This window comes from Pseudomonas sp. LJDD11, assembly GCF_024584215.1.
Classification (GTDB): Bacteria; Pseudomonadota; Gammaproteobacteria; order Pseudomonadales; family Pseudomonadaceae; genus Aquipseudomonas.
In genome coordinates this window covers 41,058-67,876 of sequence record NZ_JANJFL010000004.1, presented here as the reverse complement: position 1 = coordinate 67,876, position 26,819 = coordinate 41,058, and the positions used below count along the sequence as shown (strand labels likewise).

The 26,819-nt window shown below is 61.8% G+C and carries 21 protein-coding genes; 10 read left to right on the top strand and 11 right to left on the bottom strand.

Going from position 1 to position 26,819, the window contains the following annotated elements; translation table 11 throughout:
- The first annotated feature begins 116 nt into the window (after positions 1-116).
- The 4 genes from NRB16_RS06690 (at position 117) to NRB16_RS06675 (ending at position 5,157) form a co-directional block, all read left to right on the top strand.
- Positions 117-668: a fimbrial protein gene (locus tag NRB16_RS06690; protein WP_257105765.1), complete on the top strand. Its 552-nt coding sequence runs from the start codon at positions 117-119 to the stop codon at positions 666-668.
- A gap of 74 nt (positions 669-742) precedes the next feature.
- Entirely contained in the window at positions 743-1,486 is a 744-nt protein-coding gene (locus NRB16_RS06685) for a molecular chaperone (RefSeq protein ID WP_373568437.1), read from the top strand.
- Positions 1,487-1,520: 34 nt separating this feature from the next.
- Positions 1,521-4,031 (top strand): fimbria/pilus outer membrane usher protein, encoded by a 2,511-nt coding sequence (locus NRB16_RS06680; protein ID WP_257105764.1) that lies wholly within the window; start codon positions 1,521-1,523, stop codon positions 4,029-4,031.
- Between the two features lie 49 nt (positions 4,032-4,080).
- A complete protein-coding gene (locus NRB16_RS06675; RefSeq protein ID WP_257105763.1) occupies positions 4,081-5,157 on the top strand; it encodes a fimbrial protein in 1,077 nt (358 codons plus the stop codon).
- Between the two features lie 4 nt (positions 5,158-5,161).
- On the opposite strand, the gene NRB16_RS06670 is transcribed toward NRB16_RS06675, so the two are convergent.
- The 3 genes from NRB16_RS06670 to NRB16_RS06660 all read right to left on the bottom strand — a co-directional run bounded on the left by NRB16_RS06670 (position 5,162) and on the right by NRB16_RS06660 (position 11,111).
- The gene (locus tag NRB16_RS06670) at positions 5,162-6,607 is read right to left on the bottom strand and encodes a hypothetical protein (RefSeq protein ID WP_257105762.1); all 1,446 of its coding nucleotides are present in this window, start codon (positions 6,605-6,607) and stop codon (positions 5,162-5,164) included.
- Positions 6,608-6,738: 131 nt separating this feature from the next.
- A complete protein-coding gene (locus tag NRB16_RS06665; RefSeq protein WP_373568436.1) occupies positions 6,739-8,922 on the bottom strand; it encodes an autotransporter outer membrane beta-barrel domain-containing protein in 2,184 nt (727 codons plus the stop codon).
- A gap of 200 nt (positions 8,923-9,122) precedes the next feature.
- Positions 9,123-11,111, bottom strand: a complete 1,989-nt coding sequence (locus NRB16_RS06660) for a hypothetical protein (RefSeq protein WP_257105760.1) — start codon at positions 11,109-11,111, stop codon at positions 9,123-9,125.
- 297 nt (positions 11,112-11,408) lie between these two features.
- On the opposite strand from NRB16_RS06660, the gene NRB16_RS06655 reads away from it, so the two are divergent.
- The 3 genes from NRB16_RS06655 to xopAW all read left to right on the top strand — a co-directional run bounded on the left by NRB16_RS06655 (position 11,409) and on the right by xopAW (position 13,975).
- The gene (locus NRB16_RS06655) at positions 11,409-12,158 is read left to right on the top strand and encodes a response regulator (protein WP_253110562.1); all 750 of its coding nucleotides are present in this window, start codon (positions 11,409-11,411) and stop codon (positions 12,156-12,158) included.
- Positions 12,155-13,201, top strand: coding sequence for a cell wall metabolism sensor histidine kinase WalK (locus tag NRB16_RS06650; protein ID WP_253110559.1), 1,047 nt, complete (start codon positions 12,155-12,157; stop codon positions 13,199-13,201). The genes NRB16_RS06655 and NRB16_RS06650 overlap by 4 nt, the downstream gene beginning before the upstream one ends.
- Before the next feature lie 114 nt (positions 13,202-13,315).
- On the top strand, positions 13,316-13,975 hold the full coding sequence (gene xopAW / locus NRB16_RS06645) for a XopAW family type III secretion system calcium-binding effector (protein WP_257105759.1): 660 nt from the start codon (positions 13,316-13,318) through the stop codon (positions 13,973-13,975).
- A gap of 126 nt (positions 13,976-14,101) precedes the next feature.
- Here xopAW and NRB16_RS06640 read toward each other — a convergent pair whose 3' ends face one another.
- From NRB16_RS06640 to NRB16_RS06620, 5 genes are all read right to left on the bottom strand, one after another.
- On the bottom strand, positions 14,102-15,133 hold the full coding sequence (locus NRB16_RS06640) for a GlxA family transcriptional regulator (protein WP_231906445.1): 1,032 nt from the start codon (positions 15,131-15,133) through the stop codon (positions 14,102-14,104).
- A 145-nt stretch (positions 15,134-15,278) separates the two neighbouring features.
- Complete coding sequence (locus NRB16_RS06635; protein ID WP_257105758.1) at positions 15,279-16,133, bottom strand: proline/glycine betaine ABC transporter permease; 855 nt, start codon at positions 16,131-16,133, stop codon at positions 15,279-15,281.
- Positions 16,130-16,984: a proline/glycine betaine ABC transporter permease gene (locus NRB16_RS06630; RefSeq protein ID WP_257105757.1), complete on the bottom strand. Its 855-nt coding sequence runs from the start codon at positions 16,982-16,984 to the stop codon at positions 16,130-16,132. Before NRB16_RS06630 ends, NRB16_RS06635 begins: the two co-directional genes overlap by 4 nt.
- On the bottom strand, positions 16,981-18,099 hold the full coding sequence (locus NRB16_RS06625) for a glycine betaine/L-proline ABC transporter ATP-binding protein (RefSeq protein WP_257105756.1): 1,119 nt from the start codon (positions 18,097-18,099) through the stop codon (positions 16,981-16,983). Before NRB16_RS06625 ends, NRB16_RS06630 begins: the two co-directional genes overlap by 4 nt.
- A 101-nt stretch (positions 18,100-18,200) precedes the next feature.
- The gene (locus tag NRB16_RS06620; protein ID WP_045490169.1) at positions 18,201-19,052 is read right to left on the bottom strand and encodes a glycine betaine ABC transporter substrate-binding protein; all 852 of its coding nucleotides are present in this window, start codon (positions 19,050-19,052) and stop codon (positions 18,201-18,203) included.
- Between the two features lie 632 nt (positions 19,053-19,684).
- On the opposite strand from NRB16_RS06620, the gene NRB16_RS06615 reads away from it, so the two are divergent.
- Positions 19,685-20,428 carry a GntR family transcriptional regulator gene (locus NRB16_RS06615; protein ID WP_253110546.1) on the top strand — a complete coding sequence of 248 codons (744 nt, stop codon included), beginning with the start codon at positions 19,685-19,687 and terminating at the stop codon, positions 20,426-20,428.
- A 35-nt stretch (positions 20,429-20,463) separates the two neighbouring features.
- Positions 20,464-21,318, top strand: coding sequence for a pirin family protein (locus NRB16_RS06610; protein ID WP_257105755.1), 855 nt, complete (start codon positions 20,464-20,466; stop codon positions 21,316-21,318).
- A gap of 242 nt (positions 21,319-21,560) precedes the next feature.
- Here the strand turns inward: NRB16_RS06610 and NRB16_RS06605 are convergent, their stop codons facing one another.
- Positions 21,561-22,289 (bottom strand): dienelactone hydrolase family protein, encoded by a 729-nt coding sequence (locus tag NRB16_RS06605; protein WP_257105754.1) that lies wholly within the window; start codon positions 22,287-22,289, stop codon positions 21,561-21,563.
- 63 nt (positions 22,290-22,352) lie between these two features.
- On the bottom strand, positions 22,353-24,260 hold the full coding sequence (htpG, locus tag NRB16_RS06600; RefSeq protein ID WP_257105753.1) for a molecular chaperone HtpG: 1,908 nt from the start codon (positions 24,258-24,260) through the stop codon (positions 22,353-22,355).
- A gap of 301 nt (positions 24,261-24,561) precedes the next feature.
- On the opposite strand from htpG, the gene NRB16_RS06595 reads away from it, so the two are divergent.
- Positions 24,562-24,846 (top strand): hypothetical protein, encoded by a 285-nt coding sequence (locus NRB16_RS06595; RefSeq protein ID WP_253140429.1) that lies wholly within the window; start codon positions 24,562-24,564, stop codon positions 24,844-24,846.
- 117 nt (positions 24,847-24,963) lie between these two features.
- On the opposite strand, the gene brnQ is transcribed toward NRB16_RS06595, so the two are convergent.
- Positions 24,964-26,277, bottom strand: coding sequence for a branched-chain amino acid transport system II carrier protein (gene brnQ, locus NRB16_RS06590; protein ID WP_257105752.1), 1,314 nt, complete (start codon positions 26,275-26,277; stop codon positions 24,964-24,966).
- Positions 26,278-26,819 lie beyond the last annotated feature (542 nt).

Below are 26,819 nucleotides of genomic sequence, written 5' to 3'. Positions count from 1 at the left end.
GTTACTTACAACCGGTTGGTAATTCACTTACAGGCATCCACGCGCAATATCAAAGCGCAATCAGACGTTTCGTTAGTTCGCAACGTTCTGGTTTTAGCTATTAAAAGGAAGATTCAATGAAACGTGCTTTACTCGCCCTGCCACTGACTCTGCTGATGGGCGTGAGCGCCAATTCGGCCCTGGCCAACACCGGCACCATCAACTTCAACGGTGCCATCACCTCCACGACCTGCCCGATCCAGATCATCGACCCGGTCACAGGCAACCCGACCGGCAGCCATGTGAACATCGGTATTGTTTCGGCCAGCCAGTTCACAGCCCCCGGCCAGGAAATCGGCAACGCCCGCTTCGGCCTGCGCCTGACCCCGGGTAGCGGCTGCACCGTGGTGCCGGGCGACGTCGCCAACGTAACCTTCACCGGCACCAAGGACGCCACTGGCAACTACTTCCGCTTCATGCCGGTCGACAGCCCGGCCGGCGGCGTGGTGGCAGCCCTGCGTGACGACCAGGGCGACCCGGTGCTCAACGGCCAGCCATCGCGGGACTTCGACCTGGACGACACGCTGCCCACCGACATGGTGTTCCATGTCGCCCACCGCTCCGAGAGCGCCACTGTCACCCCTGGCGGCACCAAGGCTGACGTACGCTTCTCGGTAGCCATCAACTGATGCCCGGGCCCGCCCGGCGTACCAGCGCCGGGCGCCGCCTGCCTCCAGGTCTTTTACCTTCCACAGGTATTTCCATGTCTTTGTCTTTCATGGCCAGGGCCCGCCCCGCCCTGTTGGCCGGTGCCTTGCTGCTCGGTCAACTTCCTGCCAGCCACGCCGCGCTGACGGTCAGTGGCACCCGCGTGGTGTTTCCCGGCGACAAGAACAGCGTGTCGTTGATCGTGTCCAACCCCAGTGAGCAGACCTTCGCGGTGCAGACCTGGGTCAATACCGCAGCCGACGACACCACCACCGCCGTGCCCTTCATGATCACCCCGCCGCTGTTTCGGCTCGACCCTGGGCAAGACCAACAGTTGATCCTCAACAAGCTGCCTCACGAACTGCCCACAGACCGCGAGTCGCTGTTCTATTTCAATGTCCAGGAAATTCCCCAGGCCCATGACACCGGCACGCAAAACCTGCTCAACATCGCCCTGCGCACCCGCCTGAAGCTGTTCTATCGCCCTGCCGGGCTCAAGGGCGGGCCCACCGGCCGGCTCAAAGAACTGCAGTGGTCAGTGCAGCAGGTCGGCGGCCAGACCCGCTTGCAGGTCGACAACCCCAGTCCCTTCCATGTGTCGTTCACCCGCATGGACATCAGCGGCAATGGCCATAAGCAGCGCCTGAACAGCCCGCCCATGGTCGCCCCCATGAGCCAGCAAAGCTACCCGCTACCGGGCATCAAGGCCGCCAGTGGCCTGCAGGTCACGTTCGCCGCAATCAATGACTATGGCGGTGTCAGCGACGATCACACCGCAGCACTTCAGTTCAGGCCCTGAGCCTTTCCAGCCGTACTGCCAGGAATATCCCCACATGCTTTTGCTTATCGGACCCACGGGTCTGACCGCCCGCTTGCGCCTGACATTACTGCTGGGCGTCAGTGGCGGTTGTGTTTGTTTAACCTCGCCCATCGCCGCCGCGACCCAATTCCAGGCCGGCTTCATGCGCCAGGCCGGCACCGAGGGCGCGGCCGCCGCACAACTGGCGCTGTCGAACCTGAGCGGGCACAGCCCGCTGGCGCCGGGCCGCTACCCGGTCAGCCTGACGGTCAACCTCAAGCCGTTCGAGCAACGCAGCCTGGATTTCCATCTCGATCAAGCCAACGGGCAACTGACCGCCTGCCTGCCAGCGCAGTTGCTACAAGACATCGGCGTTAACCTGGCGGCGCTGGCCGAGCCGCTGCCCGCTGCCGACGCCTGTATCGACCTGCCGCGCCTGATCCCCCAGGCCAGTGCCCGGTTCGACAGCCAGCGCCTGAGCTTGGCGCTGTCGATTCCGCAAGTGGCGATGCGCCGCGAAGTCAGCGGGCAGATCGACCCCGCGCGCTGGGACAGCGGCATCAATGCCGCGTTCGTCAACTATCAGTTGGCGGCGCAACAGGGCAGCGGGCGCAACGGCGCACGCCATAACAGCGACGACCTGTACCTCAATGGCGGCTTCAACCTCGGCCAGTGGCGGTTGCGCAGCAGCCAGGCCCTGCGTCAGAACCCTCAGGGCCAGCGCCACTGGACCCGCGCCTACACTTACGCGCAGCGGGACTTGCCGGGCACCCACGCCAACCTGACCCTGGGCGAGACCTCGACCGGCGGCGAGGTGTTCCGCAGCCTGCCGATCAAGGGCCTGGTGATCGCCACCGACATGGCCATGCTGCCCGACGTGCTGCAAGGCTACGCCCCGGTGATCCGTGGGGTGGCCAACAGCCGCGCCAGGCTTGAGGTGTTCAACAACGGCTATCCGATCTACACCACCTATGTCAGCGCCGGCCCCTACCTGATCGACGACCTGAGCATCGGCGGCGGCAGTGGCGAGCTGGAAGTGGTGCTGACCGAAGCCGACGGCCAGGTGCGGCGCTTTACCCAGCCCTACTCGACCCTTGGCAACCTGATGCGCGAGGGGGTGTGGCGCTACGGCCTGGCGCTGGGCCGCTACAACCCGGCGGGCAGGCTCGACGACCCGCTGCTGGCACAAGCCAACATGGCGCTGGGCACCGCCTGGGACCTGACCCTGTACGGCGGCCTGCAAGGTGCGGGGTTCTATCGCGCCGCCACCCTGGGCGTCGCCCGCGACCTGGGTCAGTTCGGCGCCCTGGCGCTGGACGTCAGCCATTCGGCGGCGGACATCGATAACCGCGCCACCACTAGCGTGTCGGGCCAAAGCTACGCGCTCAAATACGGTAAAGCGTTTGCCACCGACACCAGCCTGCGCTTCGCCGGCTACCGCTACTCCACCGAGGGCTACCGCGATTTTGCCGAGGCGGTGCGCGAACGCAGCCACGAGAGTACCTGGCGCGGCAGCCGCCGCAGTCGCCTGGAGGCTTCAGTATTTCAGAATCTGGGCAAAGCCAGCACCCTGAGCCTGACCCTGTCGCAGGAAGACTTCTGGCACAGCACCTACCAGCAGCGTCAGTTCCAGCTCAACTTCAGCCATGTGCATCGCGGGGTCAGCTACAACCTGTTCGCCTCGCAAGCACTGCAGGACGACAGCCGCTCAGGCCAGGACCGTCAGTTCGGCATAACCCTGTCGTTCCCGCTGGACCTGGGCCACTCCAACCGCGCCACGCTGGGCTACCTCGACAGCGGCGGTCGCCACAGCCAAAGCGCACGGCTGACCGGCAGCGCCATGGATCAGCGCCTGAACTACGCCACCTCGCTGGCCAATGACCAACACAGCGGCCAGTCAGGCTCGCTGTCCGCCACCTGGCAGGCACCGTTTGCCAGCCTGGGCGCCGGCTTCACCCAGGGCCGCGATTACCGCAGTACCTCGGTCAACGCCAGCGGCTCGGTGTTGCTGCATGGCGGTGGTATCGAGCTGGGCCCGCACCTGGGCGAAACCGTCGCGCTGGTCCATGTGCCGGACATCCCCGGCGTCGGTCTGAACAACGTGACCGGGGTCAAGACCAATGCCCGAGGCTACGCGCTGATGCCGCACCTGCGCCCCTATCGGGTCAACCAGTTGACGCTGAACACCGACGCACTGGGTGCCGACGTGGAAATCGACAACGGTGCAGCGCAAGTGGTGCCACGCCGGGGCGCGGTCATCAAGAACACCTTCAGTGCCCGTCAGGTCAACCGCTTCGTATTGACCCTGAGCCTGGAGAACGGCCAGCCGTTGCCTTTCGGCGCCCAGCTGTTCGATGCCGAGGGCACGCTGCTGGGTAGCGCCGGCCAGGGCGGCCAGGTGCTGCTGGTCAGTCACGAGCAGCCGCAGACCTTACAGGTCCGCTGGGGTGAACAGCACCAGCAACGCTGCCAGTTGCAGCTGGACCCGGCGACCATGCAGCAACGCCAGGGCTATCGCCTGCAAGCGCTGACCTGCCGTGGCTGACTTTCTTACCTTGCGCCAGGCCAGCCTGGCGCCCTACAGGATTGCCCGTATGAACCCCATTTCACCCGCCGCGCTGGCCGCCCTGGCCTTGGCCGCCGCCATCCAGATCCAACCGGCCATGGCGCAAAGTACCTGCTGGATCAGGCCCGATAACAATCCAGGCATGACCTACGACTTGAACCTGGGCGCGGTGTATGTACCCAGGGACGCGGTAGCCGGCAGTGTCATCGGCGTTTTCGAGCAGCCATTTGGCCTGACCTCCAATGAGGGCCGCTATGTGGAGTGCCAGAACGATGGCGTGTCGGTGCTGACCTTCATTACCCGCTCGCAGGCACCGATTTTCCCCGGCACCCTGCCACCGGTGCTGGGTCAGGACTTCAATGGCAAGGTCTATGAGACCGGTGTGCCGGGTATCGGTGCGGTGATCCGCCTGGGCCATCCGTTCGATGGCCTGGCAGCGGATGCCTTTGAGCCGCAGGGTGAGCCGCTGGTGCCGTTCATGGCCTTGCTGCGCGCGAATGTTGCGGCCTTGCCGATCAGCCCGCTGCTGGGCCAGGTGACACTGGTCAAGACCGGCCCGATCGCGCCAGGGCCGCACATGGTCGACACCCCACTGTTTCATGGCGAGTTCAGCCTGGTGCCGCGTGCCATCGACTTCAACATCCGCGCCCATGTGATCCAGGCCCAGTGCAACGCTGCGGCAGTCAGTGACGACCCGGTCAAGCTCGGTGAATGGCGCGCCACGCAGTTCAGTGCACCGGGCACCACCACCACCCCCACGCCGTTCAGCATTCGCTTGAGCAACTGTGACAGCGACCCCAATGATGACAATCTCGCCTGGGCCACGGTGCGTCTGGACGGCGTCAACGGTTCGACCCCGGTACCGGGGGTGGACGGGGCCTTTTCTCTGACCAGCGACTCCACCGCCCAGGGCGTCGCGGTCCAGATTCTGCGCGGCGATGGCGTCACCCCGATTGCCTTGCAGCAAGAGGTACCGATCGCCACCCTGACCCCTGGCGATACCGTACTTGACCTCAGTGCCCGCTATTACCAGACCGCTCAGGCCAATGGCGTCAAGGCCGGCCAGGCCAAAGGCTCACTGAGCTTCACCATCAGCTACCAGTGACCGCTCATGCCACCAATTGCAGGTTCAGGGTCGGGAAGGTGACGGTGCTGCTGCCGCCATCGAAGCTGACCCTGACCTGCACTGTCAGCGCCCCCAGCGGCAGCCCCTCCAGCAGGCTCTTGAGCGCATTGGTGGACACATGAGCGGCATCGACATCGCCTGGCGTGACGCTATAGCCATCAAGCAATACCCGAGTGGTGCCGCTGGCGAGCAGGCTGATAGTCAAACGCTGGTCGGGGGCCATGAACATCCATTTCGGCAGCCGGAAGGTGGCGTGGTCGGTGACCGTGGCCAGGCTCAGACGCCCTGACGCGATAGTGGGCCGGGTGCACTGGATGGTCGGCCAACCGCTGGCCTTTTGCTGCACGCTCAGGGTGTGATGCAGCGACTCTTCATCCGGGCCGTTGCCACTGACCCGGTAGTAGACCGCAATCTGCTTGCCCATGTGGGCTGGCACATACTCGGCGGGCACCTTGTAGCGGCGTTCGGCTTCAGCATCACCGGTCTGGTAGGCGCCATGGGTGCCGGGCGTGGCCCAGAACACTTCAACAACATCGCCAGGTTTGAGCACCGCTTCAAGCGGAATCACCACCGTGGCGCCGCTGCGCGCGGAGTCAGGATTGAGCGAACTCTGACTGCCTGACCCGATGGCCTCGGCCACTGTCGGAGGCGGCAATACACGCCCCACGGGTTGGGCCCGCACGGTCAGGCGCACAGGGTTGGAATAGGGCGTGGTATTGCCAGCACGATCCTTGAGTTGGTAGCAGGCATAGCGCTCACCATCACCGCGATCGCGGATCATCTGGCCGGCAAACGTCAGGCTGATGGGCTGGACGGTGCCACGCGGCAAGGGCCGGCTGGCCACTTCATCGGCTGGCAGAACCTGCTGCGGATCGCGGCTCCAGTACCAGGTGATCACATCACCCGGTGCCGCCAACTGGTATACCGGCACCTGCCCCAATAGCTGGTCGCCATGGTCGATCAGGTACTGCTCGGTAATGGTGTCGGTATCGAAGATCAGCCGCCCGCTATTGTTGCCCAGTACTGGCGCGGTCAGGTCGATGGTGACCTTCTGCTCCAGGGAGTGGGGGTAGACTTCGCTGGGGGTGGTCAGTTCGTACCAGACCTGATGCTCGCCCTGAGCAAGGCGCACCACCGGCACCTGAAACAACCGATCTTGCGCTGGAATATCCGGGTACGTGTCGCTGGGCCATTGGCGCGTCTCCAGCAAATGGTTACTCACCCCGGTGGTCCAGTACAGGCGCAGGATAGTGGTCCTGCCAGAAATGGGCGTGTACTCCCAGGCCGGCACCTCCACCGACAGCGGTACACGGGCATCGGCCGCCGGCAGCAGGCCGGTTTCATCCCATTGCGGGTCATCGGGCAACAAGGCCGGCACCTCAGGTGCCGGCAAGGTGATCACAGACGGGTCTTGATCAGACGGGCTCATGCTGGAGGTTCCTCGGTGCGGGGGTGGCTGAAGACCATTTAACCGCTGTACACCGAGGTGCGGCACTGGCAGAACCATCAGGCTGGCTGCCAATACCCTGAGGGTGACTCTAAATGTACGACGGCAACCGCTTACCAGTTATAGCGCAGTCCCACGTTGGCCCCCCATGGCTGGTCGATGCGTTTGCCGTTGCTGTAGTCGAAATCGGCATGCACCTGCCACTGCTCGGCAAACGACATGGCGAGGCCGACACCCAGCTCGCCCCGCGAGCCGGACAGGTCGTTGTTGAAGCGGTTGTCGTTGACCCGCACCTGATTGTCGTCATTGAACTCATGCACCAGTGCGGCACGCACATAAGGCTGCACCGTGCGGCCCTGGCCGAGATCGAAATCACGCCCGGCCGTGGCCCCGAGCTTGCCCAGCACCGAGCCGCTGCGCTCGCCTTCGGCACGCAGGCCATTGGACAGACGGTAATCCTTGCCACTGACAGTCAGCGCCGACAGTTGACCAAACGGCTCAATGAAGTAGCCATCGTCCAGTTTGATATGGCGACCAAACTCCAGCGACGCACCCAGGCCATTGTTGTGGTAGTTACCCTTGCTGCGCTGGCCATCGCTCATGGCGACATCGGCCTTGTTACGCAAGTGGTTGAACTTGACCACCGCGTCCAGATAGTAACCGCTCTGTTGATCCAGCCAGGTGCCGTAGCCACCGACGTAGAAGCTGTCGACACTGCCACTGGTGCCCTTGCGCAGGTCCAGGTCCGACTGGCTGTAACCGGCCAGCACACCAACCAGCCACTGCCCGTCACCATAAGGCAGCGGCGCGTCGGCGCCCAGGCTCAAGCCCTGCTGGGTCTGTCGGTAGTTCACATCGGTGCTGACGTCATATTTATTGCCATAGGCGCGCATCCAGCCGCCGGCCTGGCCGGGATTATGGCGCAGCTCGCCCATGCGCGTGCGCAGGCTGCTCAGTTCGCCATACCATACCGTGGGCGCGGCATTGAACAGGGCCAGCACCGAAGCCGTGCCCGGACTGATGACTTTGGTGGTGCTATCGAGATACCAGTCATTGCCCTGGCGCATCAGGTCATAAGACCAGGTACCGAGGTCCACCGGCCCGCCCAGCAGGCTGAACTGCGCATCACCGTCGGCGATCCGTACCATGTGCAGGCTGGCGTCCTTGAGCGGGTCCTGACCACTGGCGGTGACCGCCAACTGATGGTTGCCAGTGGCATGACCGGTTACATCGAGAAAGTCGTTGCGGCCCTGAATGAAGTCGGCCTGCATGGCAAAGGTTCCATTGCCAGACAGCTCACCCAGCGACAGGGTATGAAACGCATCTGGCTGGCCGAAACGTACCGTGCCGCCGTCCAGGCTCAGGCTGGCCAACTGATTGTCGCCGGCCATCACCCATTGCGCGCCACTGTCGACCGCCAGGCTGGCGACGTTGTACAGGTTGCCGGTCAGGCTGGCGGCATTGTGCAGTTTCAGGTTGGCGGTGGAGCCCTGCTCGACGTGGACATCACCGGTCAATTGGCTGTTGCTGACACTCATGTTGGCAGTGGCGCCGGTGTTGACGTTCAGCAGCACACCATTGGCCCCCTTGAGGGTCGAACCATTATTGACCTGAATCTCCACGGGATTGGAGGGCAGGCCATAGTCAGCGACGTCGATGGCTGCGCCACCGGTGCCTTCCACGGCCACGCCATCGAGCACCAGGCTGGCCGGCCGCGACAGGTCCACGCCCGGATTGAAGTGCACCCCGATATCGCCGGTAATCGAGCCGCCTTGCACCGAAGCCTGACCATTGTTGATCCACAGGCCGAAGGCGCCACCACTGATCTGGGTGTCGAAGGAAGTAAAAGTGTTTTTGCTGCCAACCCTGACACCGGTGTCGCCACCATGGATGATGCTGTCGCGCACAATGGCCGTGGAACCCTCAGCATCGGTGGCGTCACGCCCCATGAACAGGCCGGTGTCACTGGCATTGATGGTGCTGCCAGTCACGGTGCCAGTGGCGGCAGACAGATAGATACCTTGCGTCGTGCTGGTGACACTGGAGTTGTTCAACACCAGCGCCGAGGCACGCTCGACCTTGATCGCGGAAGTTTCGGCACCATTGCCGGTCAAGGTGGCGCCATTAATCACCCGGTAATGGGTCACTGGCGTGGAGGCGTCAATGGTCTTGTCAAACCGTACTGTTTCGGCGCGGGCCTGTTGCGCGACCAACATCGCTGGCACCAAAGGCGTCATGAGTAAAAGTTTCAGAGCAGCATAAAGCGGCGCACGGCTAAAGGGCGGGCGAAGTGGCATTACGGCGTCTCCAGATTGAAAGAGCCGGCTCGATACTGTAACGAGCCGGCCAATTACGAAGGGGCGCCAAGACTAATAAGACACCACTCCACGAGCTATCAGATCAATCCGCAACCAATGTAGGAATATTCCTATTGTTGAGACAATTAATAAACAGCCCCTCATCGATAACCAAGTTGCCATTAATGGCACTTACTACTTCATGGCATTCCTGGCACTACACTAAGATCGCAACTTCCATCCGGCGTGTTCAGTTGTTCAGGTGAAACAAGTTCTTGCGCCGATTCGGAAGTGACCGCTGCGCCGTTGATGGTCAGCGTATAAGTCACATCACTGCTCGCATATTTATTAACCGTATCCTCCCGTGCCGGCAGAATGTGCACGTCGTATGGGGTCACGAACCACGCCACACCATCGACATCCGCCCCGCTGGCAATCGTCAGATCTTCAACCAGCACGGTGCCGGGGACTTCAGTGGATGTTCCATACTCATTCAACACCCAGCGCAGGCTGATTTGCTCGCCGGCCACCAGATAGGCAGACGGCGGCACCTGCACCCGATAACCGATGGCGCCATCGCTGCTGCGCCGGCGCAGTGCAGAGCAGTTGAGAATCGGCAGGCTACCTACATCAACGATATCCGGGAAGTCCGGCTTATCGAGCAATATCGGGATGGCATGCACCGTGACATCGGTAGGCCTGGAACGGACATCGTTGGGGTAGGCGGGGTTGCTCAAGCTGTAATGCACTTCGACCACCCCGGTGCCGCCTGCCTCGATTTCAGTCCACAATACGTTGAAGGTCATGGGGGTACCTGGCACCTCGGTGCCGACCAAGGTGATGACATCCTGCACCGCGACCCCCTTCCAGAACAGGGTGATGACATCCCCGGCAGTTACGGGGTCATACAGGGTGAAGCTGGCCGCTGCCGGTTGGTTGGCATCGCCGGGACCCAGCAGGTTGTCCTGGCCGGCGCCGGAACTGCCCCTGACCACGACCAGATCCAACGCCGGATTGACCGGGTCCGGCTCGTCGGGGTTTTCAGGGCCGGTGTAGGCAAAATTGACATCAACCTCGATGGCATCGGCAGCAGGCAACGGAAAAGGCGCGCTGCCACGCAGGATGGTGTAGGTCACCGGCGTGACCTGGTCGAGTGGGTGGTCGGTGTATTCGGTGTCCAGGTGGTCCCAGGGCACCGGCACGGATACCGGGAACGGGTTGCCGCCCCCGACCCGCTGCGCGGGCAACTCGCCGACACCCCACTGGACCACGATATCGTCATTGGGCTGGTGCCCGGTGTAGTCGGCGATCTCGACCGTGACGCCCAGGTGCGCGTCCTCCAGGTCGATCAGCGTGTCGCCACCGCCTGGGGCCAGCGGCACGAAAGGCGGCTGCAGGTTTTCCGGCACCGGCCCCAGCGCGACCTGGACCGGACGTACCCGCGACACCCGGCTGCGGTTGCCTGCCTTGTCGTACAGCTCATAGGCAACGAAGTGATCGCCCGAGCCCAGCGCATCAATGACGCTGCGCGGCATCAGCACGCGGCGGGTCTGTGCCGGCAGCAGTTCGACAATCGACGGGCTGATGGGCTGATCGGGATCCGGAACGGCGTTGGTCCAGACTACCGAGACCCTGACGCTGTCCTTTTTCTCTTCCTCGAATGCCGGGACTACCAGCCACACACCGCCGTCGGCGGCCAGCACCGCCTCGTTGACCGGACCTGGATCTTCCACCGCAGGCGGGTCATCCTGGCCCCAGATCGGCGTGCGGTCGAGGGTGATGAACTGCTGCGGCGCATCGGTGAACTGCGTGTCATTCCAGTTGCGCACGCTGTACCAGAAGGTAAACCGGCCCTCACGGCCGCGGAAAAACTCTTCCAGAATCTGCTCTTTGAGCGGGAACTGCACCGGCGCCCGCAGGGTTTCTTCATGAAGCAGTACCGGGTCAAGCTCGCCCTCGGCCCGCCACCACAGCCTCAGCCCGTAGGTACTACCTGGAGGAGGAATGGTGTCCATCCAGTTGCTTAACTCAAGCTGGATGGCCTCACCAAGCTTGGCCACCGGCATCAGGCCATCCGGGTCACCCGCAATCGCATCGACGATGCGCGCCACACCGAGTTCCAGCAGCGGCCGGTTGCGCAGGTAGTTTTCCCGGGTCTTGCGGGCGTTGCGTTTCTGTTCCGTGTCCATGGGCAGTGCCTCCTGGGCGGTTGCTGATGGGTGTCGACAAAACCAGGCAGCACCGCGGCTGCCAGACCTGACAGTTAACCCGCCCGCGCCAGCGCGCCCCACTCCCGGTTCTGCCAGCTTGACGCAGCACACAGCGCTGCGTGCGCATGGCAAAATGTGTCAGGCCTGATACATTGGCGACATTCGCCAGACATTCCCCGACGGCAAGCTTGCGCACCGCTCGCTGGCACCATAATGGCCAGCCGCTCGATCATGACTCGCCGCCTGTTCAGGCGCCCTTTCAGGCAGCAAACGCATATGCAAGCACTCCCCGACAGCCTCGCCGACGACTCAGCCAACGAACAGCGCTGGACCACCCGCGCCCTGATCGTCGATGACGACGTGGCAATTCGTGAACTGCTGTGCGATTACCTGGCCCGGTTCAATATCCAGGCCACTGGCGTGACCGACGGCGTGCAAATGCGCCAGGCACTGGCCGATGGCAGCTTCGATGTGGTGGTGCTGGACCTGATGCTGCCCGGCGAAGACGGCCTGTCGCTGTGCCGCTGGCTGCGCAGCAGCTCTGATATCCCGATTCTGATGCTCACTGCGCGCTGTGAACCAACTGACCGGATCATCGGCCTGGAGCTGGGCGCCGATGACTACATGGCCAAGCCGTTCGAACCCCGTGAGCTGGTGGCACGGATCCAGACCGTGCTGCGCCGCATCCGTGATGACCGCAGTGATCAACGCACCACCATTCGCTTCGACGCCTGGCGCCTGAACAGCGTGCTGCGCCAGTTGATTGCGCCAGATGGACTGGTGGTGCCGCTGTCGAACGCCGAGTTTCGGCTGCTGCGGGTATTCCTTGAGCGCCCGCACCGGGTTCTGAGCCGCGAGCAACTGCTCGATGCCGCACGTGGGCGCTCCATCGAAGCCTTCGATCGCAGTATTGACCTGCTGGTCTCACGCCTGCGCCAGAAGCTCGGTGAAGACCCGAAGAATCCGCAACTGATCAAGACCGTGCGCGGTGAAGGCTACCTGTTCGACGCCCGGGAGCTGAGTTGATCCGTTCGGCCGACACGCTGTTTGCCCGGCTGTTTGGCGGGGCTCTGGCCGCGATCCTGCTGGCCCATCTGCTGGCCTTTGCCTGGTTTACCCACTACGGCCCGCCACCGCCGCCGCGCAATGATGCGCCGACTGTCGAGCTACGCGCCGATGATGGCAGCTCCAGGCCACCGCCCGGGCGACCCAAGCCGCCGCTGTTTGGCGGGCCGGTGGTGCCGCTGGTCTTTCAGTTAGTGACCCTGGTGATTGCTGCCTGGTATGGCGCAAAAGCGCTGGCCAACCCGGTAAGGCGCCTGAGCGATGCGGCCGAGCGTTTGTCGGACGACCTCGACAGCCCGCCACTGGCCATCACCGGGCCGCGCGAAGCGCGCCAGGCCGCGCAGACCTTCAATCTGATGCAGGAAAAGATCCGCGAACAGTTGCAGCAGCGCGCGCGCATGCTGGCCGCCGTGTCTCACGACCTGCGCACCCCGCTGGCGCGCCTGAAGCTGCGCGTCGAGCAAATCGACGATCAGCGCCTGCATGATCAGATGAGCCAGGACCTCAACGACATGATCGGCATGATCGATGCGACCCTGAGCTACTTCAACCAGAACCGCCAGAGCGAGGCCATGCAGCAGTTCGATGTGCAGGCACTGATCGAGTCGCTGGCCGAAAACGCCCAGGACAACGGCGACGAGGTGACCTATCAGGGCATCTGCCGCCCACTGAAGACCCAGCCGATGGCACTGCGCTCATGCCTGCACAACCTGATCGACAACGCCCTGCGCTACGCCGGCAGCGCCCACGTCGACATCCTTGATGAGGCTGATCGGGTACGCATCGCGGTGGTCGATAACGGTCCCGGTATCGCACCGGAGTTCTTTGAAAGCGTATTCGAGCCGTTCTATCGCCTTGAAGGCTCGCGCAACCGCAATTCCGGCGGGGTCGGCATGGGCATGACCATCGCCCGCGAAGCGGCCTGGCGGATGGGCGGCGACCTGCAGCTGAGCCAGACACCGGGCGGCGGCCTGACTGCCGTGCTGAACCTGCCGCGCGCCTGAGGCCGGTTGTAGCAGCTTCGATACACAGCCTACATCGCGGCGACACCTGGATCGCTGAGCCTGTATGCGCCGATAACTGGTTATCGGCGCCCATCAGCCGAGCGAGTCAGTCCGATGATCAATGCAATCAGCAACAACTATTCGAGTTACACCAGTACCAGCAATGTCGCCAGCAACCCGAGCAAGCGTTTTCAGGAAATGCTGCTCACCAAACTCGATGCCGACGAAGACGGCAGTATCAGCAAGGATGAACTGAGCAGCGCGCTGAGCAACGACAGCAAGGACGGTATCAGTGTCAGCCTGAGCCAGGCATTCAGTTCGCTGGACAGCGACGCAGACGAGAGCCTCAACGCAGAGGAACTGGCCGCTTTCACCCCGCCCCCACCGCCAGGCCGGGAAGGCTTCGATGTCGCCAGCCTGGCCACAGACCTGCTGGGTACACTGGACAGTGATGCCGACGGCGCGGTCAGCAACGATGAGTTGACCACTGCGCTGAGCAATGCCGGCAGCAGCGCCGACAGCAGTAAAGTGTTCAGCGCCCTGGACAGCAACGAAGACGGCACAGTCAGCCTCGAAGAACTGACCGCCGCCCTGCAACCGCAGCAGCCACCGGCCGGCCCGCCGCCCGCGCAAAACCAGGCCGCCGACGCTGACAGCAGCAATACCCGCCAGCTCGACACTCAGGCATTGAACCGGATGATTGCCGCCCTCGGTGAGCGTTACGACACCGAAGGCAGCAAACCGGTAGGGCGTTATCTGGATACGGCGGCCTGACGACGGGCACAGGCGACAATCAAGGGCAACGGGATCGGCGTAGGAGCGGCTTTAGCCGCGAAAGGCTTCGCAGCTGAAGCGGATCGCCGCCCGGCCGCTCCTACGGTCAAGCGATCGGCATAAGCGCTACTGAGCCTGTTTGGCCAGCGCCCGCTGCCGAGCGGTGCGCAAGCCGCTGACGTTGCCAAAGCGCACTTCGCGTGACGGCGGGTAGCCGTAGAACGAGGTGTAGCACTTGCTGAAGTGGCTGGGTGAAACAAACCCGCAGGCGACTCCGACCTCCACGATCGGCAGATCGGAATGCTGCAGCAGGCGGCGGCTTTCGGTGATGCGCAGTTCAAGGTAATAACGCACCGGCGTGGTGCCGAGCTGTTCCTTGAACAGGCGCTCGATCTGCCGTTTGGAACGGCCGACATAGGTCGACAGCTGGTCCTGACTCAACGGCTCTTCGATATTGGCGCTCATCAGGTTGATCGCTTCGCGCAGTGGCTCGCTCATTTTCTCGTGCAGCGACGGCCGCGCCCGGCGATAGCGCGACTCTTCGAAGGCGAGGATATCGATGACCGCATCCACCAGACCGCGGCCGTGCAGTTTATTGATCCATTCCAGCACCATATTAAAGGCGCCGGTGGGGCTGGCCGCGGTGAGCCGGTCGCGGTCGACCATGTAGCTTTCGCTGGTCACCTGGCTCTCGCGGGCAGTTTCGGCCAATGCAGCACGCTGCTCAGGGTGAATAGCGCATTTGTAGCCATCGAGCAGCCCGGCCTGCCCCAGAAACCAGGCGCCGCTCCACAGCCCGGCCAGGGCAACGCCCTTGTCCTGGGCCAAATGCAGCACATGGGTCAGCAGCGGATTGGCGCGCAATGGCGTGCGCAGGCCGGAGCACACCACCAGCAAGTCCAGATCCTGTACCTGGGCGGGGTCGACAATCGAGTTCGGGCAGATCACCAGGCCCAGGTCGCTGGTCACTGACTCTCCATCGAGGCTGAAGGTTCGGGTAGCGAACACGCCAGCCTTGATGAGGTTGGCCGTCACCAGGGTGTCCAGCGCCTGGGTGAAGGCCGGTAACGAGAAATGCTCAAGCAGCAGAAAACCGATTCGAGCCTGGCGTGGCGCTTCACTCTTCTCGCCCACGTAGCGGAGGTTCTGCCCTTGCATGCCTCCGCTGAACTGTCTTCTCTCGACCAATCGCGGCCTCTACACACTTTTGTTATTCATATGAAAACCGGGCCCGGCACAACCGGCCCGGTTACCCGGCTTTGTTTGATCGTGACCCGCAGCATCATACGCCGCTGGCCGACACTCACTGGTCTGCGGACGACATGTTGCTACGCTGTAGCGCACCGCGTGATACACGATCAAGCAGCAGCGCCACTGCCACGATCGCAAGCCCGGCGCGCAGCCCCAGGCCCATTTCCATGCGGGTCAGGCCACGGGTGACTTCCGCCCCCAGGCCACCGGCACCGACCAGGCCGGCCAGTACCACCATCGCCAGCGACAACAGGATGCACTGGTTCAACCCCACCAGCAGGGTCGGCATGGCCGCCGGAATCTCGATCTTGAACAGGATCGCCCGGGGCGGCGCGCCCATGGCCTGGCCCAGTTCCAGCAGGTCCTTGGGGATCTGTTTGAAGGCCAGCGTGGTCAGACGCATCATCGGCGGCACGCCGTAGATGATGGTGGCGATGATCGCCGGCACCTTGCCCAGGCTGAACACCATGACTGCCGGAATCAGGTAGACCCAAGGTGGTACGGTCTGCATGACGTTGAGCAACGGGCCGACCGCAGCGTCCATGCGCTTGTAGCGCGCCGCCAGGATACCCAGCGGGAACGCCACGCTGACCGAGATCAGCACCGACACCGTGACCAGCGCGATGGTCTGCATCGACGCGGTCCAGAGCCCGCAAATCAGGCAGAAGCCGAGCATCACCAGCGCCAGCAAAGCCGCCCGCAGGTTGATGAAAAAGTACGCAAGCCCGGCCACTGCGAGCATGATCAGCCAGGCCGGCAGCGCCAGCAATGCGGCTTCGCAACCACCCAGGATGAACTCGATCACTCGGCTGATCGCAGCAAACAGCGGGTGCAGGTTGGCGTTCAGCCAGTCCACCACCGGTGCCAGGTATTGACCTGGAGAGAATCTGATATCGGACAGGCTCATGGGCGGCCTCCAGCGTCATCGCCACGGATCAGACTCTGGGTCATGCGGTCCAGAATCAGAGTCAGCACCACAATGGCAATCGACGCATTGATCGATTTGGCGATATCCAGGGTCCGGATCGCCGCATAGATTGCTTCACCCAGCCCACCGGAACCGACGATGCCGGCAATCACGACCATGCCGAACGCCATCATCAGGCTCTGGTTGACCCCGGCCATGATGCTCGGCAAGGCAAACGGCAAGCGGATCTTGAAGAATTGCTGCCAGCCCGTCGTGCCGCTGGCTTCGCCCAACTCGATGAACTGGCGGGGCGTCATCCGGATACCCAGGCACGTCAGGCGCAACACCGGCGGCACGGCCACGATGAAAGTCGCCACCAGTGCGGTGCCCGAGCCGTAGCCCAACAAGGCGATGGCCGGCAACAGATAGATGTAGGGCGGCAAGGTCTGCAGCAGGTCAAGGGTCGGCTCGGTAACCCGATCCAGCGCTGGCATCAAGCCCGCCGCCACCCCCGCCGGCACCCCGACCAGCAGCGCCAGGCTGGTGGCCGTCAAGACCAGTGCCAAGGTGCTCATGGTTTCCGGCCACAGCCCCATCAGCTCGCAGAAGCACAGGCTCAGCGCCGTGCCGACGGCAAATTTCCAGCTGCCGGTCAGACGCCACGCCAGCGCGCCGATCAGCGCTGCAACCACATAGAAGGGGGCTACCGCCAGCGCCCAGTAGACCGCCTGATACAAGCTCTTCAAGGCATCGTTGAGGGCATCGAATGCGGTCGACCAGTTGTCCGCCGTCCATTCCAGGGCGGCGTCGACTTTCTCATCGAACGCCGAGGCAAAATCGGCGGGATTCATGGCGTCGACTCCACTGCCGGGCTATGGGCGAGGTCCTGGAATTCGTTGGCGCTGCCCTGGACCCCGCGCAGCAGATCACGCTGGCTGACGACACCTTGCACAACGCCGCCGTCAGCCACCGCCAGAGCTTCGCAATCGCTGCGAATCAGCAGGTTGATCAGATCGTCGAGGTCAGCCTGGATGTCCGCTACCGGCAGGCTGCTGACATCGGTTTGCGGATGCGCGGCGCGCCACACTGCAATAGGGGTCATGACCGCCTCGGCCTTGACCAGGTGCAGCCGCGAAATACCCGCCACGAATTCGGCCACGTAATCGTCGGCCGGGTGCAGGACGATCTCTTCAGCAGTGCCTTCCTGAATGATCATGCCGTCTTTCATGATCGCGATGCGGTCACCGATACGGATCGCCTCTTCCAGATCATGGGTAATGAACACCGCTGATTTGCCCAGCGACTTGGTAAGCTCGCGGAACTCATCCTGCAACTGGCGACGGATCAACGGGTCAAGGGCGCTGAACGGCTCGTCCATCAGGATCACCTCAGGATCGGAGGTAATCGCCCGCGCCAGGCCGACACGCTGCTGCATGCCACCCGACAATTCAGAGGGGTAACGGTTGGCCCAGTCGGATAGCCCGACCTTGGCCAGCGCCTGCTCGGCCACTTTGTGCCGCTCGGCCTTGGCAACCCCACGCACCTCCAGACCGAAGGCGGCGTTTTCCAGCACCGTGCGGTGCGGCAGCAGCGCCACGCTCTGGAACACCATACCGATGTGCCGGGCACGGATATCACGCAGCTCGGCGCCATCGAGTTTGGCCAGGTCCTTGCCCTTGACCAGAATCTGTCCGCTAGTGGGTGCGATCAGTTTGTTGAGCATGCGGATCAGCGTGGATTTGCCACTGCCAGACAAGCCCATGATGCAGAAAATCTCGCCACGCCGCAGTTGAATGTTGACATCGGAAACCCCCACCACACAGCCAAAATCCTGAAGGATCTGCTTCTTGCTCAAGCCACGCTCTATATAAGCCTGCATGGCGGTCTGGGCATTGTCGCCAAACACTTTCCAGACCGACTGACAGCTGACCAACACCTCATCAGTGTCATTTTTGACTGTATTCATTTCACACCCGTCGAACCAGAAGCTTCTGGTCTAATTATTGATAGCAAGTTCGGCAGATTAAGAGGCCTCTAAAAAGCTAGAGGCCAAGGCGCAGGGCGCAGTCAGTACTTCTTGATATTCTCCCAACGCTTGATCAGGTCGGCGTTTTTGTCAGTCCAGTCCTTGACGGCCTGGTCCATGGTCTTGCCGTCCTTGACCTCGCCATTGATGGCGGTGATCACCGACAGGGGTACATAGATACCGGCCAGGGTTTCACGCGCCTGCGGGTTCTCGGCCGAGAAGCCCTTGCGACCAATCCAGTAGTAACTTTGTGGCGGGGCGAAAATACCCTTGGGATCTTTAAGGAATTTAAGTTCATATTTCTGGGCCATCCACGACGGCTCCCAGACGGTCACGGCGACCCATTCCTTGCGGTCGACAGCCGACTTGAGCGCCGCGCTCATCGCCGAGCTGCTGCCTTCGATCAGGTTGAGCTTGATGCCGTATTCTTTGACCGCAGTGCTCGCCTCGTTCATCAGACCCGAACCCGGCTCGATGCCGACAATCCGGTTATTGAACTTGTTCGCGTTATCGTTGAGCTGCTCCAGCGAGTCGACCGGAACGTAGGCCGGCACGGCCACACCCTGGTACAGGCCGTGGGAAACCGGGGAGATTTTCTCCAGACGGTTCTTGTTCTTGTTCCAGTAGTCCTGGGCCACGTAGTCGATCTGCGAAGCGAGGATCTGGATATCACCCTTGCTCAGGGCCGCGTAGGCAATGCCCCATTCGGAAAAGGTGGTGACCTTGACCGTGTAACCAGAGTCTTCCAGAACCTTCTTGGTAATCCCGGTGATCGGGGTCACGTCCTCATAAGAAATCGTGCCCATGTTGATGACTTTTTCTTCGGCCTGAACGGTGGTTACCGTCATGCCGACGACCGTCATTGCACAAAGCGTCTTCAATAAACGTTTCATGGTTCATCCTCTGGTTGACACACTGCTGTCCGGGCTTTTATGCGTTAAGCCCTGCTCTTCAAAAACAGACCCGCGGGTGCCGCAGCTCTGCATATTCTTGTTGTTCTGCTCGAAGGCTTACGCCCGATTATCAGCGCCCAGAGAAGCAACGATCGGTGTAGAGAACACAACCCTGTTGTCGTGGTGCCGCAGCCATCTATGGGCAAGGCGCGGGCATGCTGTGGAGCGCTGCGGGAGGCCGTTGCCGATGGCGGATGCGATGAGACTCGCATGCGCACCGACGCCGGTCAATGGGAATGTATTCTTTGTGTATACCTATTAAATTCAACACAAATACATCAGAAGCTGTATTTTTCATGGCTTTCAAGGCGTTAGGGTGGAAAAAAACCGCCTCGGGCATGTCGCTAATGGATATGATCCAGTCGCTTTCACCTACATCTGTTTATGCTTTTTCTGGCCTTGATATCTGAAACACCCGGCATTGCAATGAGCCTGCCCGGCCAATCGCCGGAATATGCTCAAATACCGCCCTGCTCGCCCGGACGACGATGGCCGGATGCGCTTTAAAAAAACGCTAGACAGGCAACCCGGCAGCTCTCAATATCCGTAATACAAAAAGTAGACAATAAACCATGGCAAGCAAAAAACCCGCGATCAAAGCTCATGCCGATGCCGAACCCGCAGGCAGCGACATTTCTCCGGACCGTAAAGTGGTACTGGGCGATACATTGCGTCGGCGCATCTTGAGCATGGAGCTGGCCCCCGGCGCGGTGGTCGATGAACTGGCTCTGTGCGACGAGTTCGGCCTGTCGCGCCCGCCCGTGCGTGAATTGCTGCGCCAGATCGCGGCCGAGGGCTATATCGAGCTGGAGGCCAACCGCGCGCCTCGCGTGGCGGCCATGAGCCACGAGTCACTGCACAGTTTTTTCCTGTCTGCGCCGCTGATCTACATCGCCACCACCCAACTGGCTGCACTGCATGCCACACCTGCCGAGATCACCCGGCTACGTACCATCCAGGAAAATTTCCGTCAGGCGATCGAAGACAAGGACGTGGAAAACCGCATCATCTACAACGATGAATTTCACCTTGAAATCGGCAAGATGGCGCACAACGATTACTTGATGCCGAGCCTGCGCCGCCTGCTGATCGATCACGCACGGCTGGGCAAGACGTTTTACCGCCACCCCACTACCCGTGACATGCAGCAGGACCTGGAACTGGCCTGTGCCCAGCACGACCAGATGATCGAGGCCATCGAGCAGCGCGACCCGGACACCGCCGCCCAAGTGGTGCGCGCCCACTTCGAACTGTCACGCCGACGCATGGCCGAGTACGCGGCCCCGGCCGGTGTGGAAGTCGCGCTGGCCTACTGAAATCAGGCGATGTTCAACCGTACGGATAAGCCGCCATGCTGATCGTAACCCCACGCCCTGAAACCGTCGAAGGCCAGCCCATCCTGCGTCCGCTGCCGTCAGCAGGATGCCGCAGTGTCGGCCCGTTTGTGTTTTTCGATCACATGCTGCCCCACGTCTATGCACCAGGCAGCGGCATGGACATCTTGCAGCATCCGCATATCGGCCTGTCGACCCTCACCTACCTGTTCGAGGGCCAGCTGCAGCACAAGGACAGCCTGGGCAGCGACCAGCCGGTGGGGCCTGGCGAGGTCAGCTGGATGACTGCCGGCGCAGCCATCGCCCATGTCGAGCGTACCCCGCCGGCAGTCCTGCACAGCGGCTCACGGCTGCACGGGCTGCAGGTCTGGCTGGCATCGCCCAAAGAACATGAACAAGGTGCCGGCCATTACAGCCATCACCGGGCTACCGAACTGCCTGTCAGCGACGCCATGGGCATCCGCATTCGACTGATCGCCGGCCACGGCTTTGGTCTGAGCTCCCCGGTCCCGGTGCTGTCACCCACACTGTACGCCGAACTGCATCTGGGCACCGCCACCACACTGGCCATCCCTTGCGAACACGAACAACGCGCAGTGTATCTGCTGGCCGGCGAGGCCTCGCTGGACGGCGAAGCGTTGCTGCCACGCACCCTGGCAGTCCTGCCACCGGGCCAGATCATCAACCTGTGCGCCGAGAGTGATTGCCATGCGGTGCTGATCGGTGGCGCGCCGCTGGACGGGCCACGCAGGATGAACTGGAACTTCGTCGCCAGCGACATCGCCCTGATCGAGCGCGCCCGGCAACGCTGGGCCGCCGGAGACTGGCCGCAGGTGCCGGGCGAGACCGGCCGGATCGAATTACCCCGATAGCGGCTTTAGCTGCAATACTGTTCAGATAAGCACTGCGGACCCGGTGGGAAGAACCGGCCGGCGCTCCGGTCTGCTCGCGAAGAGGCCAGTAAAGTCCCAGCATCTGCAGCGAATGCGCCGCCGTCTTCGCCAGCAGAGCTGCCTCCCACCGAGATTTGTGTACTTAACTGAACAGTATTGGCTTTAGCTGCGAACGTCAGGGAGCCTTCGCGGCTCAAGCCATTCCTGCGCCAGTCTGCGCCTCAGCGGGCGAAGACTTCATCCAGCAGGTTGTACAGGCTGGCAAACGCCCGGCGCGAGGTCCTGGCGTCGTACATCATCTTGCCGGGCACATTAGCCGCCGGGTCAGTAAACGAATGCACCGCGCCACCGTAGCTGAGCAGTTGCCAATCGACGCCGGCAGCGTCCATCTCGGCCTCGAACGCCGGTAGCTGCTCGTTGGGCACCAACGGGTCGGCAGCGCCATGCAACACCAGCACCGATCCTTTGATGTTCTGGGCGTCCTGCGGGTTCGGTGTATCCAGCGTGCCGTGGAACGACACCGCCGCCTTCAGATCGGCCCCGCTACGGGCCAGCTCCAGTGTGCAGCAGCCGCCGAAGCAGAAGCCGAAGCTGGCGATGCGCTGCGGGTCCAGATGCACATCCTGCTGGGCCAGCAACTGCGCCAATGCGGCCTGCATGCGCTGGCGCAACAGCCCACGATCATTCTTCAACGGCATCATCGCCGCCCCGGCTTCATCGCCATTGGCCGGGCGCACGTCCTGCCCGTAGAGGTCGGCCAGCAACACCACATAACCCTGCCCGGCCACCTGCCTGGCAATGTCTTCAGCGCCCTGGCTGACACCCATCCAGTTCGGCGCCATCAGCAGGCCCGGCTGCAGTTGCGCGGCGTCTGCGTCATACACCAGACGCCCTTCAAATGTCTGGCCCTCAATCTGCCAGGTGATGGAACGTACACTCAGATTGCTCATGACTGACTCCTGATTACTGGATTCATAAAAAAACCCGCCGAAGCGGGTTTTTTTAAGCGCTCATCAAACCGACAGTTCGACCAGCAGCTTGTTCAGACGGCGCACATAGGCGGCCGGGTCTTTGAGGCTGTCACCGGCAGCCAGCGCCGCCTGGTCGAACAGGATGTGCGACAGCTCGACAAAGCGGTCTTCATCCGGCTCGCCATCGAGCTTGCCGATCAGCGGGTGGGCCGGGTTGAATTCGAAGATCGGCTTGGAGTCAGGGACTTTCTGACCGCTGGCTTCGAGGATCTGGCGCATTTGCAGACCCAGGTCCTGCTCGCCGATGGCCAGGATCGCTGGCGAATCGGTAAGACGATGGGAAACCCGCACTTCACTGACCGATTCACCCAGTGCGGTTTTCAGCCGCTCGACCAGGCCTTCCTTGTCTTTGGCGATCTCTTCCTGAGCCTTCTTGTCCTCTTCGGAGTCCAGTTTGCCCAGATCCAGGTCACCACGAGCGACATCGACGAAGCCTTTGCCGTCGAATTCGCTGAGGTAGCTCATCAGCCACTCATCGATGCGGTCAGTGAGCAGCAGTACTTCGATGCCCTTTTTGCGGAAGACTTCAAGGTGCGGGCTGTTACGGACCTGCGCATAAGACTCGCCGGTCAGGTAGTAGATCTTGTCCTGACCTTCCTTGGCGCGGCCCAGGTAATCGGCCAGCGACACCTCTTGCTCGCCGCCCTCACTTGCAGTGGAGGTGAAGCGCAACAGACCGGCGATCTTCTCCTTGTTGGCGAAGTCTTCGGCCGGACCTTCCTTGAGGACCTGACCGAAGTTTTTCCAGAAGCCCTTGTACTGCTCGGGTTCGTTCTTGGCCAGTTTCTCAAGCATGTCCAGCACGCGCTTGGTCAGCGCCGACTTCATCGAGTCGATGATCGGATCTTTCTGCAGGATCTCGCGGGACACGTTCAGCGACAGGTCGTTGGAATCGACCACACCTTTGATGAAGCGCAGATACAGCGGCAGGAACGACTCAGCCTGGTCCATGATGAACACACGCTGTACATACAGCTTCAGGCCGCGTGGCGCTTCGCGCTGGTACAGGTCGAACGGCGCACGGGCCGGTACGTACAGCAGCGAGTTGTATTCCAGCTTGCCTTCGACCTTGTTGTGGCTCCAGCTCAGCGGGTTCTCGAAATCATGGCCGATGTGCTTATAGAACTCCTGATATTCCTCGTCCTTGATTTCGGTACGCGGACGGGTCCACAGCGCGCTGGCACGGTTGACGGTTTCCCATTCTTCGCTCGGCGCTTGTTCGCCTTCAGCGGCAGCAGCCTGCTGCTTGGGCAGCTCGATCGGCAGGGCAATATGGTCAGAGTATTTCTTGACGATGTTGCGCAGACGCCAGCCATCGGCAAACTCTTCTTCACCGCTTTTCAGATGCAGAACGATGCGCGTGCCACGCTCGGCCTTTTCCACGGTCGCAACTTCGAAGTCACCCTCACCCTTGGACGACCAATGCACGCCTTCGCTGGCCGGGGCACCGGCACGGCGGCTGTAGACATCAACCTTGTCGGCAACGATAAACGCCGAGTAGAAACCCACACCGAACTGACCGATCAGGTGCGAGTCCTTCTTCTGATCACCGGTGAGGTTGCTCATGAAGTCGGCAGTACCGGACTTGGCGATGGTGCCCAGGTGGGCAATCACGTCGTCACGGCTCATGCCGATGCCGTTGTCTTCGATGCTGACGGTTTTGGCGTCGCTGTCAAAATTGACACGGATTTTCAGCTCGGCGCCACCTTCGAGCAGCTCAGGGCGGGCCAGGGCTTCGAAACGCAGTTTATCGACGGCGTCGGAAGCGTTGGAGACCAATTCGCGAAGGAAGATTTCCTTGTTGGAATACAGCGAATGGATCATGAGGTGCAGCAGTTGCTTCACCTCGGTCTGGAAGCCCAGGGTTTGCTTTTGAGTTTCCACACTCATGTCATCTAACTCCAATCAGATGGTACGAGCTGCCGGAAGCACCACGGCTGGCAGCGGGTTGTCATCAAGGTGGGGGCGGTGCGCAGGATTTCAAGGGGCAGATTGCAGCTGGGCACACAGGGCCGCGCACACCAGCTTCCAGACACTGTCAGCGCGACGCTATTTTCGGCGTTTGTAAAGTAATGGAAACACGAGAAAGTTCCCCGATCATAGCATTTTAATATTCTGACAATGCGTCGGAACTTCCCTTGTGGCACCGCGTTCTTAGGCACGTTAGGTATTCAATAAGGAGAAACACCTCATGCGTAAATCTTTTGCTTATGCCTTGATGCTGGCTGCCACTGTAGGCCTGGCTGCTTGCGACAAAAAATCAGAAAACACTCAGCAAGAGGCTAACAAAGCCGCCGAACAATCCCAGGAGTCGATGCAGAAGGCTCAGGAAAAAGTGAATGACGCGGCCAAGGAAAGCCAGGAAGCGGCCCAGAAGAACAGCGAGGCCGCTCAGCAACGTGCAGAGGAAAACGCAAGCCAGGTACCGACCACTCCGACACCGGCCACCACTCCGGAAACCGGCACCAAGCCTTAATTACCCGGCTTAAATAAATAAGGCCCGCTCAATGCGGGCCTTATTTATTTGTAGCGTCATGTAAGCCTTACAGTTGGGGAGGCCGAAAACTTACACTTCCCTATAAATGACTCATCGTTATGCCAGTACTTCGCGCGGCTTGCCGATCATCCGATCGACCACGACCGCAGCGGCCAGGGTAATGACCGACGGCACCAGCCAGGCCAGCCCCTCTGCGCTCAGTGGCAGGTTGGCCAGCGACTCCGGCAGCCAGGCGGTCAGACCCGCCGTTTTCAGCGCATCGACAGTGCCGAACAACAACGACACCAGCATCACCGGCGCGACTACTCTGGTTGCGCTGTGCCATGCCCCCTGACAGAAGCTCAACGCCACCAGCACGATGCACGGCGGGTAGATGCCGGTCAGCACCGGCACCGAGAACTCGATCAGGCGGGTCAGCCCCAGATTGGACACCAGCAGCGAGAAGGCCGCCAGACCGATCACCAGGGCGCGGTACGACAGGGGCAGCAGACGGCTGAAGTACTCCGCGCAAGCGCAGGTCAGGCCCACCGCCGTGACCAGGCAAGCCAGAGCAATCAGGACCGCGAGAAAACCACTGCCCAGTGAGCCAAAGGTGTATTGCACGTAGGCATGCAACACCGCTGCCCCGTTACTCGCGCCGGCGGCGATCACATGACTGCCCGAGCCCAGGCGGAACAGGCTGACATACACCAGCGCCAGCCCTACCCCGGCGATCAGGCCGGCGATAATTGCATAGCGGGTAATCAGTTGCGGGGACTCGACACCACGAGAACGGATGGCATTGACGATCACGATCCCGAACACCAGAGCGCCCAGGGTATCCATGGTCAGATAGCCTTCGGTAAAGCCCTTGGAGAACGCACCAGCGGCATAAGCAGGCTGGGCCGAGCCGATGTCACCGGCCGGCAACATGAAGGCCGCGATGCCCAATGCGCCAAGGGCGACGATCTTCAACGGCCCCAAGACCCGGCCGACGGTGTCGAGCAGGCGGCCCGGATAGAGCGAGACCATCAGCACCAGCAGAAAATACACCAGGCTGTAGATAAACAACGCGGTCGGGCTGTTGCCGGTCAGCGGTGCGACACCGACTTCGAAAGACACCGTTGCCGTGCGTGGCGTGGCGAAGAATGGGCCTACGGCCAGGTAGCAGACGGTGGCCAGGACAACCCCGGCGACTCTGCCGATGGGACTGCTCAAGCTGTCCATGGCGCCACCCACCCGGGCCAGGGCGACCACGGTGAGCACTGGCAGGCCCACGGCGGTGACCAGAAAGCCCAATGCAGCGATCCATACGTGGGGGCCGGCCTGCAGGCCGACGATAGGCGGGAAAATGATGTTACCGGCACCGACGAACAGCGCGAACGTCATGAAGCCCAATGCCAGGATGTCCTGGCCTTTCAAAACTTTCATCTAAGAAAACCACACTGCCGAATCAGGAACGAAAAGGATGATCTGCCGCTCTTGTGAAGCAGGGGCGCAGGGCTGGGGTTCCTTGTGGGAGCCGGGCTGCACCGCGAAGGCAGCAAGGCTAAACAAATTGCGCACAAAACGCACTAGCAAAGGGCGTTCAGCCGATGATTTGCACTGCTTTGTCGCGATTCTGTACTTGATTTGAGCAGGTAACCCGATTATTACGCACAATTCTGTATGAGCGGCCGGGCGGCGATCCGCCTGTAGAAGCAGCTTTAGCTGCAGTACTGATCATTTAGTCATCACAAATCTCTGTGGGAGCGACCTTGGTCGCGAAGAGGCCAGTAAAAACACTACATCTGCTGCGAATGTGCCGCCGCCTTCGCCAGCAAGCTGGCTCCCACCGGTCTAACTGACCAGTTTTGGCTCTAGCTAAGAAGCTTTCGCAGCTAAAGCTGCTCCTATGAGGTTCCCTGTTTGCTGCGCGACAGCGCGACGCCGAGACGGCGGGTGATCTGCTGCCCACACCCCGCATCCACCCA

Coding starts and splice junctions, on each gene's coding strand:
- NRB16_RS06690 (WP_257105765.1), top strand. CDS start 117: ATGAAACGTGCTTTACTCGCCCTGCCACTGACTCTGCTGATGGGCGTG.
- NRB16_RS06685 (WP_373568437.1), top strand. CDS start 743: ATGTCTTTGTCTTTCATGGCCAGGGCCCGCCCCGCCCTGTTGGCCGGT.
- NRB16_RS06680 (WP_257105764.1), top strand. CDS start 1,521: ATGCTTTTGCTTATCGGACCCACGGGTCTGACCGCCCGCTTGCGCCTG.
- NRB16_RS06675 (WP_257105763.1), top strand. CDS start 4,081: ATGAACCCCATTTCACCCGCCGCGCTGGCCGCCCTGGCCTTGGCCGCC.
- NRB16_RS06670 (WP_257105762.1), bottom strand. CDS start 6,607: ATGAGCCCGTCTGATCAAGACCCGTCTGTGATCACCTTGCCGGCACCT.
- NRB16_RS06665 (WP_373568436.1), bottom strand. CDS start 8,922: ATGCCACTTCGCCCGCCCTTTAGCCGTGCGCCGCTTTATGCTGCTCTG.
- NRB16_RS06660 (WP_257105760.1), bottom strand. CDS start 11,111: ATGGACACGGAACAGAAACGCAACGCCCGCAAGACCCGGGAAAACTAC.
- NRB16_RS06655 (WP_253110562.1), top strand. CDS start 11,409: ATGCAAGCACTCCCCGACAGCCTCGCCGACGACTCAGCCAACGAACAG.
- xopAW (WP_257105759.1), top strand. CDS start 13,316: ATGATCAATGCAATCAGCAACAACTATTCGAGTTACACCAGTACCAGC.
- NRB16_RS06640 (WP_231906445.1), bottom strand. CDS start 15,133: ATGCAAGGGCAGAACCTCCGCTACGTGGGCGAGAAGAGTGAAGCGCCA.
- NRB16_RS06635 (WP_257105758.1), bottom strand. CDS start 16,133: ATGAGCCTGTCCGATATCAGATTCTCTCCAGGTCAATACCTGGCACCG.
- NRB16_RS06630 (WP_257105757.1), bottom strand. CDS start 16,984: ATGAATCCCGCCGATTTTGCCTCGGCGTTCGATGAGAAAGTCGACGCC.
- NRB16_RS06625 (WP_257105756.1), bottom strand. CDS start 18,099: ATGAATACAGTCAAAAATGACACTGATGAGGTGTTGGTCAGCTGTCAG.
- NRB16_RS06620 (WP_045490169.1), bottom strand. CDS start 19,052: ATGAAACGTTTATTGAAGACGCTTTGTGCAATGACGGTCGTCGGCATG.
- NRB16_RS06615 (WP_253110546.1), top strand. CDS start 19,685: ATGGCAAGCAAAAAACCCGCGATCAAAGCTCATGCCGATGCCGAACCC.
- NRB16_RS06610 (WP_257105755.1), top strand. CDS start 20,464: ATGCTGATCGTAACCCCACGCCCTGAAACCGTCGAAGGCCAGCCCATC.
- NRB16_RS06605 (WP_257105754.1), bottom strand. CDS start 22,289: ATGAGCAATCTGAGTGTACGTTCCATCACCTGGCAGATTGAGGGCCAG.
- htpG (WP_257105753.1), bottom strand. CDS start 24,260: ATGAGTGTGGAAACTCAAAAGCAAACCCTGGGCTTCCAGACCGAGGTG.
- NRB16_RS06595 (WP_253140429.1), top strand. CDS start 24,562: ATGCGTAAATCTTTTGCTTATGCCTTGATGCTGGCTGCCACTGTAGGC.
- brnQ (WP_257105752.1), bottom strand. CDS start 26,277: ATGAAAGTTTTGAAAGGCCAGGACATCCTGGCATTGGGCTTCATGACG.